This is a genomic window from Leptolyngbya sp. Heron Island J, from assembly GCF_000482245.1.
Taxonomy (GTDB): Bacteria; Cyanobacteriota; Cyanobacteriia; order Phormidesmidales; family Phormidesmidaceae; genus Leptothoe.
Genome location: NZ_AWNH01000096.1, coordinates 55315 through 67915, shown reverse-complemented (window position 1 = coordinate 67915; position 12601 = coordinate 55315). Strand labels below are relative to the sequence as shown.

The following is a 12601-nucleotide window of genomic DNA, read 5'->3' as shown; positions in this document are numbered from 1 at the left end:
CCAACTCCAGCAGACCAGTCGCTCGTTTGAATTGCCGTGCCCCCAGTTGACCTTTGCTCAAAAGGGCTTCTAGGTCGCTGCGGTCAGTGGCGCTTAACTCAAGATGACGTTTGTTCATTTGCGAATTGATCGGGGGTGGAGACGTTAATTCAGCCTATCGAACCCATCTACGATATGGCAATAAATTTACTTTCCAGAGTAGTAAGTGACCTCTGAAGGTCTGCTGGTACCTAACACTACATGGCGATGACTGCGTGAACATACATATAGCAAGCGATCGCAACTTCGAACTGGGCTGAACCGTTACCCGGATTCCTACTGAATGACATCGGCTAAAGCTTTCACAGTCTAAAGGGCTGGCCGGTCCATCTTAAGTTGTTATCTCCTCTATTTTTTCTAAAACGGTGTCGATCAGACTTACAATCGCTTGGTTTTTCTGAGAATTTAGGGCATCGGCATGGGGCGAGGCAAACTGGCCCGTATCGTTGTCAAAATATTGTCCAGAAGCCGTCGCAAATTCATCAGATAGAGCCGCACGGCACAGGATCTCTGCACCGATACGGATATCGCTGCCAGCGATGCCAAAAGCCTGCTTTACCATCTTGCTACCCAGCAGTGAGCCGGGGTTAACCGCAACAATAGTCGGGCCGTCCTCCTGGAGTGCCAGTGCCAGGCTGTAGGACCACATGGTCAGCGCCAGTTTGCTTTGGGCATAGGCCGCGCCGTCAGACAGTTTGATGTGGCCAGTTAGGGCCTGCGGATTGACGGGGGACTGCGCTGCGGAAGAGAGGTTGACCACCCGTCCAGAGGTATCAAGCAGTGGCAAAAGGCGTTTTGTGAGTAGATAAGGTGCGATCGCATTCACGGCAAATCGGATATCCAGCCCGTCCTGGGTGACCGGATCGGGCGTGTTATACACGCCTGCATTGTTGATCAAAACATCAAGTTTGGTATGCTTCTCAGCCACCGCCTCTGCTAGCGCTTCGACATTAGCCATCAGCGACAGGTCAGCCATGTAGCTTTCAACCACTCCACCATCCGCAGAGAGCATTTTTTCGGCATCTTCTAGTTTCGATGGATTACGCCCATGCAACATGACATGGTGCCCCATCGCGACCAGCATCTTCGCTGTTTCTAGGCCGATACCGTCAGTAGAGCCGGTAATTAAAATTGTTTTTGGCATTGTTTTTGCCATGAATATAGCCTCCTTCACGCTGAGAATTCTGGTAGTATATCGTCGGCCAGACGTTTTAGCGTTATCTCAGTATCTGTCTGGTTAAAGCGCAGGTTCAGTGCTACGTGGTTAATGCCAATCTGTTCTAGCGATTGTAGATAAGTGAGCAGAGAGTTTACACCTAGCCGGAAACCCAGATGAATGGGGTGGGGAGATGCCTCAGGGTTCTTAGTCAGATCAATATAGAGCGGCTGCATCACAGGCTTGGCTGGTGCGCCGATCGCTGCAACCCGCGTTCGCCAGTCCTGAATGATTTGCGCTTGAACAGCCGGATTGCGTGGATAGGTCATCCAGCCGTCGCCGTTCCGAGCGATCCAATCTGGATCTTGCTGGCTGCTGCCGGTGATCAGCAAAGGTAATTTCTCTGCCACCGGTTTGGGCAACAGATCCATACCGCCGTTGAGGCGACCAAAATTGTTGTCAAAGACGGGTGAGTTGTTCACCATCCGTCTAATGTAGTCAAAGCTTTCCCGAAACCAGGCTCCCCGCTCAGCGAAGGGTTGATTCAGCGCCGGATATTCCTCTGGCCGATCACCAGAAGCCACCCCCAGAATGAGCCGCCCACCCGATAGTTGATCAACGCTGGCAGCAGCCTTGGCCACATGGGCTGGATGCCGCAGCGGCAGAATGATACTGGCGACGCCAAGGGCAATCCGCTCGGTTTGGCCAGCTAAAAGCCCCAGGTAGACAAATGGATCGTAGGTCTGACCAGCATCGCCAAAAGATGGCACGTTAAACGGCACATCGCGTAACCAGACGGCAGCAAATCCCAGGGTTTCGGCCAGTTGAATCCGTTCAAGCTGACGGGTCATAGTGGGCACTGGACCCTGTGAATAGGTCTCAATCGGTACCACCAGACCCAGGCTCAGCCGGTTTGGACGGAATAGGGAATTGTATGCCCGATTAATGGGCTGAAATCCTGTATCTTCTAGACTCTTGAGCATAAGGAATAGGTTTGGGTGTGGTTGAATCCATGTTGTCTGCGGTGTTAATTACTTGATCTCCTGAACACCAATTACCATCTCTTCCCAACCGCGCTGATTGTTCATGTCAAACTGGGCATCGTTATCGTCAGCCCATTGGAATCGCTTTAGTGCCGGGGTCTGACTCGTTGCCTGATAAAGCCAGTAGGCTTCTTCTTTTAATGCCTCCTCCATTGGTTGATCGATGGAAGCATAGACAGCCTGTTTGCAAGCATTGATCGACTCAGCTGGCCAGAGAGCGATGCGGTTGGCCAACGCTTCGACAAACGGGCCAATTTCTTCAGGGTCAAGCGCCTTGTTGATGGTGCCATAGGCTTCGGCCTGGTCGGCATCATAGTCTCTGGCACTGAGGATAATCTCCAACGCACGCCCTAGACCTACCTGACGGGCCATACGAGATGCGCCACCACCGCAGGGCAGGATGCCCATTGCGACTTCCATTTGCATGAATTTTGCTTTGCCACGGGCGGCAAAACGCATATCGCAGGCAAGGGCAAATTCGTGACCACCGCCACGGGCAAAGCCTTCTATCTTGGCGATGGTGGCCTGGGGTAGCTTGCTGATGCGCTCCAGTACAACCTGTAAATCGAGGAGTTTAACCTGGTCACGGGAGACTGCGATCGCAGACATATCCTTGAGAAAATTCGTGTCGGCATGGGCCACAAAAATTTCGGGATTGGCGGATTGAAACACAACCACCTTGATATCGCCATCCGTTTCAAGCTTTTGGGCCAGCATATTCAGGTCGGCGAGCATTGGCAGGCCCTGAATATTGACCGGCGGATAGTCGAATGTGACCCAGGCGATGGCCGCAGGCCGGCCTGCGGCCATCGCGTTTTCGACCTTAACGTTGAAAGTGGTGAAACCGTCATAGCTCATTTGAAATCTCCTAAGTTTGTTTGATCGCTAGCAGCGCTTCGCGCCTGCGGTTATTTGGCGCGGTCTTACTCGCCGAAACCGTCCAACACGGTCTTGCCAATCACCTTCCCACTTTCTTGCAGTTCATGAGCGGCACGCAGATTTTCGACATTTAGAACGCCACCATGGTTGTTGACCGTTGGGAGCAAAGTGCCATCATCAAGCAGGTCTGAAACCCTGTTTAGCAACTTGTGCTGCGCATCCATATCGTCTGTTTGGAACATCGACCGAGCAAACATAAATTCCCAGCTTAAAGAAAGTGCCTTGGGCTTTAGAGCACTAACATCAAGCACGTCAGGGTCGTCGATCAGGGCAATCTGGCCGCGCGGTTTAATCAACTCAATGGTGGATGCGAAATGCTGTTGAGTGTGCGTGAGTGAGGCCACATATCGTGGCGAAATCCCCAAAGTCTTTATCTCTTTGTCAAGTGGATTATGATGATTGACCACATGATCAGCCCCCATCTTTTTCACCCAAGCACGCGTATCATCTCGGGATGCTGTGGCAATAACAGTCAGTCCTGTGAGCTGCTTAGCGAGTTGAATGAGAATCGAACCAACACCGCCAGCACCGCCAATTACCAACAGCGATTCATCAGTTCCTGCGCCCGCTTTAAGTCCCAGACTATCGAATAGGATTTCCCAGGCTGTAATACTGGTTAGAGGCATGCCTGCGGCTGCGGCAAAACCAAGCGACGCTGGTTTGCGACCAACAATACGTTCATCCACAACGTGAAACTGAGCATTAGTCCCTGGACGAGTAATGTCACCGGCGTAAAACACTTCGTCGCCGGGCCGAAACCGCGTCACGGCTGCACCCACCTCTTGCACAATCCCAGCAGCATCAAAACCCAGGATGCGAGAGCCACTGTCCGGCTGTGCACTGGCCCTCAGTTTGACATCGACTGGATTGACTGAAATACCACGCACTGCCACAAGCAAGTCCTTCGGACCAGGCTGCGGTATATCCGTTTCAAATTCGATGAGGGCGTTTGCGGCTGAGATTGGTCCTGCATCCCTATAGCCAATCGCTTTCATCCTATCTGCCTCCTTTCGATCTATGAAGCTCGTTGCCAACATCATAATCATTCGGATAAAAAAGATAATTAGGCTGATAGCGAAATGATAATTCGGATATTTTTGATAATGGATACTTTGTCGCTCCGTTTATTTTTGAGAATTGCAGAACTTGGCAGCGTCTCGGCAGCGGCTTACGATCTGTCACTTTCCCCCGCCAGTGCCAGTGCCCGCCTGGTCAAACTCGAAGAAACTGTTGGGTTTCGTTTGTTCAACCGAACAACCCGAGCCGTATCATTAACGACCGATGGTGAGGCGTTTCTCCCCTATGCTCAACAATCTATAGAGACGTTGGAAACGGGTCTTAGTGCAGTTAGGGGGCAAAGGCCAGAGGCACAGGGTTTACTGCGAGTAACCATGCCCGGCTCCTTTGGACGGATGTATATCATTCCGACCCTGGCCGCATTTCAGGCACGCCATCCGCTTGTCAGCCTTGATTTACGGCTATCGGATGAAGTCCTCGATGTTGTCGAAGGTGCTTATGATCTGATTATTCGGAATGCACGGTTGGCCGATAGTCGCCTGATTGTGCGAAAGTTAGCCTCTGACCGGCGTCTTCTCGTTGCCTCTCCCACCTATCTCAAACGCCATGGCGTGCCCTCAACACCTGACGATCTTACAAAGCATCAATGTGTCATCCTCACCGAAAACACTCGGTGGAAGTTTGAGAACGGCCAGACCGTTAGTGTGCCGCGCTCGTTTGCTGTCAACGATGGTGAGGCCATGCGCCAACTGATCGAGCAAGGCATGGGTATCGGCATCAAGTCTGTCTGGAATGCTAGGGAAAGTCTGAAATCTGGGCTACTGGTTGAGGTGCTGCCAGACTTTCCGCTGGTTACAGAGGCTGCTATCTGGCTACTTTATCCCAGTCGTCGGATTGTTGCCCCGAAAGTGCGCGCCATGATTGATTTTCTAATCGAGCAGTTCCAGCCTGTACCGCCCTGGGAGTGCTAGAAAGTACAGAACAGCTATCGCTCTGACCATTACTTCTTAAGCCATGCTTGCGATCGCTTTTGCACTCCTCGTGTTAAGAACCAATAGAGACCTTTGACGCCCAAGCTAGTCAACACAATTAATACTGACATAGCCGCTGCCGCTGCAACATCACCTGCATCATCCATATTAACAATGGCTACAGATGCTAGGGGAAGCTTGGGTGGATACAGGAAAATCACCGCTGAGACTGTAACCATAGCATTGATAAAGTAGTAGATGCCAATCTCTAGAATGGCTGGTAAACACATCGGCAATGTCACTCGCCAGAACGTTTTATAAAACGGTACAGACAGCGATTCCGATACAGCTTCAAACTCTGGATCAAGCTGCTTTAGAGCGGTGCTAGCTGTCAAAAAGCAAACTGTTGAAAAGTGAATGATGGTACACAGCACCAAAATTGCCAGCGTACTGTAGAGTCCATTGAACGGATTGAGCAATGCGTAATTGGTGAATGGAATGCTGATAGTGCGCTGGTTGAAAAAGAACACGTAGGCAAGACCCAGAACCAATCCCGGCAACGCTAACGGGAGGGTTGACAGAAAATAGGTAACCCCTCTCAGCCATTTGAGACCTTTCCTCTTTTCAACCAGATAGGCCATCGTAAACACAATGGCTGTCCCAAATACAGCCGTGCAAAACGACATACGAATACTATTCCAGTAAGCAGCATAGCCGCCGCCACCCACACGACTAAAGTCGTAGTTGCGCAGGCTCAGGCTAAAGTCATAGGGCCATACTTTAACCAAAGATGCGAAGATGATGGTGCAAAAAACAATAATGGCAGCCGACGCAATCAGAGAACAACAAACAAACATAGCCCAATCTAAAACAGGGTTTGGTTTGGGCTGTAAAGGCACTGCTTTAGCACTCACTAATGCTGTTTGTTTGCGCTGAATAATTCGGTCTATGACAAAGGCCAAAATAGCAGGCACTAGCAGAAAGACACTGATTGTTGCCCCCATCGAGAAGTTCTGCTGGCCGATAACTTGTTTGTAGATGTCGGTGGCGAGCACATTGAAGTCACCCCCTACGACCTTAGGAACACCAAAATCGGTAAAAGCCAGAATAAAACAAACAAAGATGGAGCTAATTAAGCCGTACTTGACACTGGGCAAAGTCACTGTAAAGAAAGTGCGAACGGGCGAGGTCCGCAATGCTTGAGCGGCTTCATACAGGCGGGCATCCGTCAAGCTCAGAGCTGTTGTTAAAATCACCACGGCTTGAGGAAAGCAGTAGAAGAATTCACCCATCACAATGCCTGTCTGACCATATAAATTAATATCCCAACCTGCTTGGGTAATTAACCCCTGATTGCCAAACAAGTAGATTAATCCAATGGCATGGGCTAAAGGTGGAATATAAAGAGGTAGAAGGCTCAACAGACGAAAAATAGCTTTTCCCGGCATCGCAGTTCGGGTCAACCCATAGGCATAGAGAAAGGCAAAGCCCACTGAAAATAACGTCGTCAAAGCTGCAACAGATAAACTGTTACCAAACGAAGCTAACAGAGACGGGGTTGTTAAATACCTGAGATAGTTAGCAAAGCCTACCCACTGACCATCCGTGTTCTGTAGACTGCGCAGAACCATAGGAAACAGCGGCAAAATAATGCCTACTGTCAGCCAGGCAACGGCTAGGCCCAGCGCTATGCGAATAATCCAGTCTTCTTTGGTGACTTTCTGCTCAAGCGGTTTGACCTTAACTAGTTGAGGAGAGGAAATTGGTTGAGAAACACTCATGATTGCAAAGACTCTCTTTTACTCGTAGCGACCAAATCAAACTCTGGACAAGAAACATTCAATCTACACAGCGTCTGCTGCAAACACTCGAATTGTTTCAGGTGGTAATTGAACATTCAAACTAGAGTGAATACTCAAATCAAATTTCAGTGCTTCGGCAGCGGTGATCTCAACTAGGACAGGCTTCTCAGTTGTACCAGTAATCCGCAAACTCAGCTGATAGTTTGATCCTAAAAACTCTATTCCTTCTACCTGAGCAGTTGATGTATTTGGATGTCCATTCGTGTCAGCAACATCAAGTACTTCAACCGCTTCAGGACGCACGGCTAAGACGGCCTTTTGACCAACGGGAATATCGTTTCTGGGTACCTGAAGAAAAGCATTACCACATCGAACTTGGTCAGCTGCGATGACTTCTCCTTCTATGAAATTCATCACACCGATGAAGTCAGCAACAAAAGGTGAATTAGGCTGCTGATAAATCTCATAGGCAGTGCCTACCTGAGCTAAGTACCCATTGTCCATGACCACAATGCGATCGGCTATAGCCATGGCTTCTTCCTGGTCATGAGTTACCATCACAGTGGTGACACCGAGTTCTTTCTGGATACGAGCAATTTCAGTCCGTAGCTTGACTCGAACTTTTGCATCCAAAGCAGAAAGCGGTTCATCAAGCAGTAACAAGCCGGGCGACATGGCCAGAGCACGGGCTAAAGCGACCCGCTGCTGTTGTCCTCCTGACATTTGAGCTGGATATTTTTGTCCAATTTGCCCAAGCCCTACCTTCTCCAAAAGCTCCTGAACACGGGCCTTGATTTGGGATTTAGGCTGACCTGCATTCTCTAAGCCGTAAGCAATGTTCTGCGCTGCTGTCAAATTAGGAAACAGCGCGTAGGATTGAAACACGATTCCGAAGTCTCGCTTCGAGGGAGGCAAATTAGAAACATCCTGCCCTGCTTGAATGACACGACCACTCGTTTGGGGATCAAGTCCACAGATGGCCCGGAGCAAAGTTGTTTTACCACACCCACTAGGACCTAGAAAGCAAACAAATTCACCTGGATAAATATCCAGGTAGATTTGCTTGAGTGCTACAAACGAGCCGAATTGCTTGTAGACATTTTCTACACGCAGATAGGGCTCGGGTCGATCTGTCGTGGTTACTACAGTACCGTGACGCTGAGTCAGCGGATCAGCACTACTATCAAAGTTATTGGACTGTGAGACTGCTTTTGACTTTTCAGAGAAATGCATAGTTTGAAGCTCCGAGTGAGTGATAGCTAGATTCGAATTGCGAAGTGATTACCCTCGGTGTTGTTTTCCTACTGTGCTGATGAGAGAGCGGACAAAGTAGAAAATTGCCCGCATAAAAGAATCACTAGGAATATTGTGGAAACACAATTATTCTTTCGGCTCGGACTTGCCATCGTACTTTGCTGTCCACTCTGCTAAGATGCGGTCTCGATTCTCAGCTGCCCAGGTAAAGTCATTTTCCGCTAGCTGAGCCGTCGGGTCAGCGGGAAAGCCGTCGGGTACGGGCACATTGGTCTCTACAGCTGTGATCGCAAAGCCTTCTGCATATTTCTCGGAAATTTCAGGGGTGATTGCCCAGTCTAGAAATGTCTTGGCTGCGGGTTTAATTTGGTCTTTCTTAATCAGAGCATTGGCTTCCATTTCCCATCCGGAGCCTTCTTCAGGGAAAATAGGTTCAATCGGTTCGCCATCATTCTTTTGGTTGACAGCTCGATAGCCAAAAGAGATACCAATAGGGAACTCACCTGCACCTGCCAGTTTGCAAGGTTTAGAACCAGAGTGAGTATATTGGGCAATATTCTCATGGAGTCCGTCGAGATACTCCCAGCCTTCCTCTTCACCCTTGAGCTGTAGCAGGGCAGAGACAGACAGAAAACCCGTACCTGAAGAAGCCGGGTTGGGCATGACTAAATGACCTTTGTAGACCGGAGCCGTCAGGTCTTCCCAAGACGCAGGCATCGGCAGTCCTGCTTTTTCTAGCTCAACTGTATTGACACAAAAGGCAGAGATCCAGGCGTCAATACCAACCCAGGCAGGTGGATTCTTGGAATCTCGAAATTTTGGCTTCACGTTGTCCAAGCCCTCGGGTGCATAAGGTTCTAGGAGGCCTTCTTGCTCTGCTAAAACCAAACTAGAAGCGGCTAAACCCCATACGAGATCAGCTTGAGGATTATCTTTTTCAGCTAGAAGCTTTGCAGTAACAATTCCGGTAGAGTCGCGCACAATATTGACATCAATGTCGGGATAAGCCTTCTCAAATTCAGCGAGGTATCCTTCAATTTGGTCATCTTCAATGGCTGTATAGACTGTAATTTCGCCAGCATCTGCGCTGCCAATATCTAATGCAACTACATCTGCCGTACCACCGCTAGTCTCGGCATCTTCTCTAACAACACAACCGTTGATGGTCAGTGCTAGCATCAATCCAGCAAGAGAACTAGAACCAATTTTCAGCAATTGTTTTCTGGAAAGCATAGTGGCCTCCTGATGTCGGAAAATGGATGAGAACAATGAATAACAATCTGTCGAATCTTGTAAAACTCATTACTCTTGAAAGCTGTATTTCAAGAGTTTTCTGATCGAGACAGCCCTATCTAGCTATCTAGACAGCTAGATGGTATCAAGAGTGGTGGAGCCTGTAGTTAAGGCTTGGTTAAGAGCACAAAATTGTCTTAAATCTATGTATCAGCAAATACTGGCAACGCTATGCATTGAATTCAAGCTCAACGCTGTCGCTCCGAAATCGAGTCACGGTATATTCGATAGCCTGTCCGTGCTGATTCTCATTAATCGCCTGCACAAGCAGTATATGCTGGTTTCTAGCTAGTTTCAGTAGCTTGGCGTCCTTAAGTTTGACCGGACGGGATGAAATCAGCGTGCGGCGACGAATGTGGTCATAACCATAAACCTCACGCATGAGCTTGGAAATAGAACTAAATCTAGATAGCTTGTCTAAAATGTCAGGTAGGGATTCAATTGGGAAATAACTAGTCGCTACAATCAGCGGATGTTCATCCGACAAGCCCAGAACGTCATATTGAACAATGTCTGCACCTAGCTCAAGTTCAAGGCATTCGGCAACTTTGCTAGTGGCAGTGCCCCTAGTCAAACCTAACATTTGATATCGTGCTGAGTGCCCCTGTGCCTCCAGCATCTCGTTATAACGGACCCGTTTACCGATGGTGTATTTAATCGGGGGAGTGGCTACAAATACACCCAATCCGTTATCCACCCGCAACAAGCCTTCTTCTTTGAGAACTTCAACAGCTTGACGCACCGTATGACGGTTAACCCCAAATCGCTCTCCTAGCTTTTGCTGACTCGGTAGTTTATCCCCAATTTGATAAACGCCCTGCTGAATAGTTTGGCGTAAATCATTGGCAATTTGTACATAGACGGGCTGTGTTGACTGAAACATAAGCAGATAGGGCGAGCTCTCTTAGCAATCTGCTAAGAGTTTAAGTCTAGGTATCTAGATAGCACAGGTCAAGCAAGGGTAGCCACATTATTTAATTTGACATACTATCTAGATGTCTAGACAGGTACTGATTGCGAATCTGATCATCAACAGGAGTCAAAGATGTCTAAAATTCAGCTTGTTGTGTTTGATATGGCTGGCACAACTGTTCAAGATAAGCATGAGGTGCAGGACTGCTTTCACAGGGCAGCTCAAGAAACTGGACTGGATGCAGACCCGGCAAAAGTGACCGCAATGCAAGGCTGGTCAAAGCGTTTAGTGTTTGAGACCTTGTGGAAGGAACAGATAGGTGCTGAAGATCCTGTCTGTTCCAGTCAGGTAGAGTCTTCTTATCAAATCTTCAAAAAAAAACTGGAGGAGCATTACCGTACTCAACCTGTCTTGCCCACAGAAGGATGTCTTGAGCTATTTTCATGGCTCAAAGCTGAAGGCATTCAAATCGCTTTGAACACAGGTTTCTACAGAAAAGTAACTGATGTTATTCTGGGTCGCCTCGGTTGGGATAGAGGGTTAGATAAGAACTATGTAGGGAGTGCTAACAGTGTTATCCAGGCGTCGGTAACTCCCTCTGAAATTTATAACAACGAGGGTAGACCTGCTCCCTACATGATTCAGAAGGCGATGTATCAACTAGGGGTCAAAGATCCTCAAGCAGTAATCGTTATTGGCGATACTCCATCGGATCTAGCAGCAGGTATCAATGCTCACTGTCGCTGGGCACTCGGGATAACCAACGGTACACATACGCGTGAGCAATTAGAACTGTGCCCTCATCATGGCCTACTTGATTCACTGGTTGAATTGAAAGAAAGAATCGCCGGAATATAGTTTCTAGAACACGATTCATTCGATTTTTCACAAAGCGATTAATCAAATTTGGAGAAACCAAGATATGGAAAACGCAGGCCATGTAGCCGATATTGCTGTTGTGGGTGCTGGCATTGTCGGCTTAGCCCATGCACTGGCAGCAGCAAAACAGGGCAAACGAGTTGTAGTCTTTGAGCGTCATGCTCGCTGTGTTGGGGCCTCTATTCGTAACTTCGGGATGGTCTGGCCAATTGGTCAGCCAACGGGTCCCTTGCTAGCTCGTGCCCTCAGATCTCGTGAAATTTGGATGAGCCTGGCAGAGCAAGCTCGATTTCATATAAATCCCTGTGGTTCTTTACATGTGGCCTACCGCCCGGATGAACTAGCCGTGCTAGAAGAGTTTGTGGCACAGCGGCAATCTGTCAAGATTCCTCCCCGGATGCTAACAGCAGAGGACGCCAGGCAAAAAAGCCCTGCGGTATCTACTCAAGGGCTGCTGGGTGCTCTTTGGAGTGAAACTGAGGCCATTGTTGACCCGAGAGAAGCGATCGCTAAATTACCTGACTACTTAAATCAGGTATACGGTGTTGAGTTTCACTTTAATACAGTTGTCACTGACATCGCTCATCCTACTCTGATCGCCGGAGGAGAACAATGGACAGCAGAACAGATTTTGGTTTGTAGTGGGGCTGATTTTGAGACCCTTTATCCAGAAGTCTACAATGCTAGCAACATCACAAAAGTTAAGCTGCAGATGATGCGCACCGCTCCTCAGCCGGAGGGTTTCAACATTGGCGTCCCCCTATGTGGTGGATTAACACTTACCCACTATGCCGCCTTTGCTGATTGCTCATCTCTAGGGAGTTTGAAAACGCGCATCGAGCAGGAAACGCCTCATTTCCCGCAATGGGGAATTCATGTAATGGTTTCGCAAAACGCATCAGGAGAGTTAATTATTGGAGATACTCATGAATACGGGAATAATCCAGATCCATTCGATAGAGCTGAACCGAACCGATATATCTTGGATTATCTGAAGGGCTTCACAAATGTTCCTTCCTTGGATATTGCTGAGACTTGGCACGGAGTCTATGCAAAGCTTCCAGGGAAGACAGAGTTTATTGCTCAACCAGAACCCGGAGTGACCATCGTAACAGCTCTTAGTGGTGCAGGTATGACGCTGTCTTTTGGCTTAGCGGAAGAGGTGATTGCGGACCTAAACGCAGATTAGGAATTATCCATTATGTCAGACATCAAGAAAGCTACTCTTGTCGGCATTAGAGATGTTCAGCTTGAAACGTAGCAGCAGTTGTGGTTTTCAGGTGAAGCGCGGGCTA

11 protein-coding genes are annotated in these 12601 nt (G+C 48.6%); 3 read left to right on the top strand and 8 right to left on the bottom strand.

What is annotated here, in order from left to right:
* Positions 1-370: 370 nt before the first annotated feature.
* The 4 genes from N836_RS65010 to N836_RS64995 form a co-directional block, all read right to left on the bottom strand.
* Positions 371-1183: an SDR family NAD(P)-dependent oxidoreductase gene (locus tag N836_RS65010; RefSeq protein WP_031293900.1), complete on the bottom strand. Its 813-nt coding sequence runs from the start codon at positions 1181-1183 to the stop codon at positions 371-373.
* Positions 1184-1209: 26 nt separating this feature from the next.
* On the bottom strand, positions 1210-2178 hold the full coding sequence (locus N836_RS65005) for an LLM class oxidoreductase (RefSeq protein WP_023075538.1): 969 nt from the start codon (positions 2176-2178) through the stop codon (positions 1210-1212).
* 48 nt (positions 2179-2226) lie between these two features.
* Positions 2227-3096 (bottom strand): enoyl-CoA hydratase/isomerase family protein, encoded by an 870-nt coding sequence (locus N836_RS65000; protein WP_023075537.1) that lies wholly within the window; start codon positions 3094-3096, stop codon positions 2227-2229.
* A gap of 65 nt (positions 3097-3161) precedes the next feature.
* A complete protein-coding gene (locus tag N836_RS64995) occupies positions 3162-4172 on the bottom strand; it encodes a zinc-binding alcohol dehydrogenase family protein (RefSeq protein ID WP_023075536.1) in 1011 nt (336 codons plus the stop codon).
* Positions 4173-4280: 108 nt separating this feature from the next.
* Here N836_RS64995 and N836_RS64990 point away from each other — a divergent pair, with 108 nt between their 5' ends.
* Positions 4281-5165 carry a LysR family transcriptional regulator gene (locus N836_RS64990; protein ID WP_023075535.1) on the top strand — a complete coding sequence of 295 codons (885 nt, stop codon included), beginning with the start codon at positions 4281-4283 and terminating at the stop codon, positions 5163-5165.
* A 29-nt stretch (positions 5166-5194) separates the two neighbouring features.
* Here the strand turns inward: N836_RS64990 and N836_RS64985 are convergent, their stop codons facing one another.
* From N836_RS64985 to phnF, 4 genes are all read right to left on the bottom strand, one after another.
* Positions 5195-6946 (bottom strand): putative 2-aminoethylphosphonate ABC transporter permease subunit, encoded by a 1752-nt coding sequence (locus tag N836_RS64985; RefSeq protein WP_023075534.1) that lies wholly within the window; start codon positions 6944-6946, stop codon positions 5195-5197.
* Between the two features lie 63 nt (positions 6947-7009).
* On the bottom strand, positions 7010-8200 hold the full coding sequence (locus tag N836_RS64980; protein WP_023075533.1) for a putative 2-aminoethylphosphonate ABC transporter ATP-binding protein: 1191 nt from the start codon (positions 8198-8200) through the stop codon (positions 7010-7012).
* A gap of 147 nt (positions 8201-8347) precedes the next feature.
* Positions 8348-9454 carry a putative 2-aminoethylphosphonate ABC transporter substrate-binding protein gene (locus tag N836_RS64975; RefSeq protein ID WP_023075532.1) on the bottom strand — a complete coding sequence of 369 codons (1107 nt, stop codon included), beginning with the start codon at positions 9452-9454 and terminating at the stop codon, positions 8348-8350.
* 229 nt (positions 9455-9683) lie between these two features.
* On the bottom strand, positions 9684-10397 hold the full coding sequence (phnF, locus tag N836_RS64970; RefSeq protein ID WP_023075531.1) for a phosphonate metabolism transcriptional regulator PhnF: 714 nt from the start codon (positions 10395-10397) through the stop codon (positions 9684-9686).
* A gap of 162 nt (positions 10398-10559) precedes the next feature.
* Between phnF and N836_RS64965 the strand changes: the two genes are divergently transcribed.
* Together N836_RS64965 and N836_RS64960 are read left to right on the top strand one after the other, a co-directional pair.
* A complete protein-coding gene (locus tag N836_RS64965; protein WP_023075530.1) occupies positions 10560-11285 on the top strand; it encodes an HAD family hydrolase in 726 nt (241 codons plus the stop codon).
* A 64-nt stretch (positions 11286-11349) separates the two neighbouring features.
* On the top strand, positions 11350-12495 hold the full coding sequence (locus N836_RS64960) for a TIGR03364 family FAD-dependent oxidoreductase (protein WP_023075529.1): 1146 nt from the start codon (positions 11350-11352) through the stop codon (positions 12493-12495).
* Positions 12496-12601: the final 106 nt, after the last annotated feature.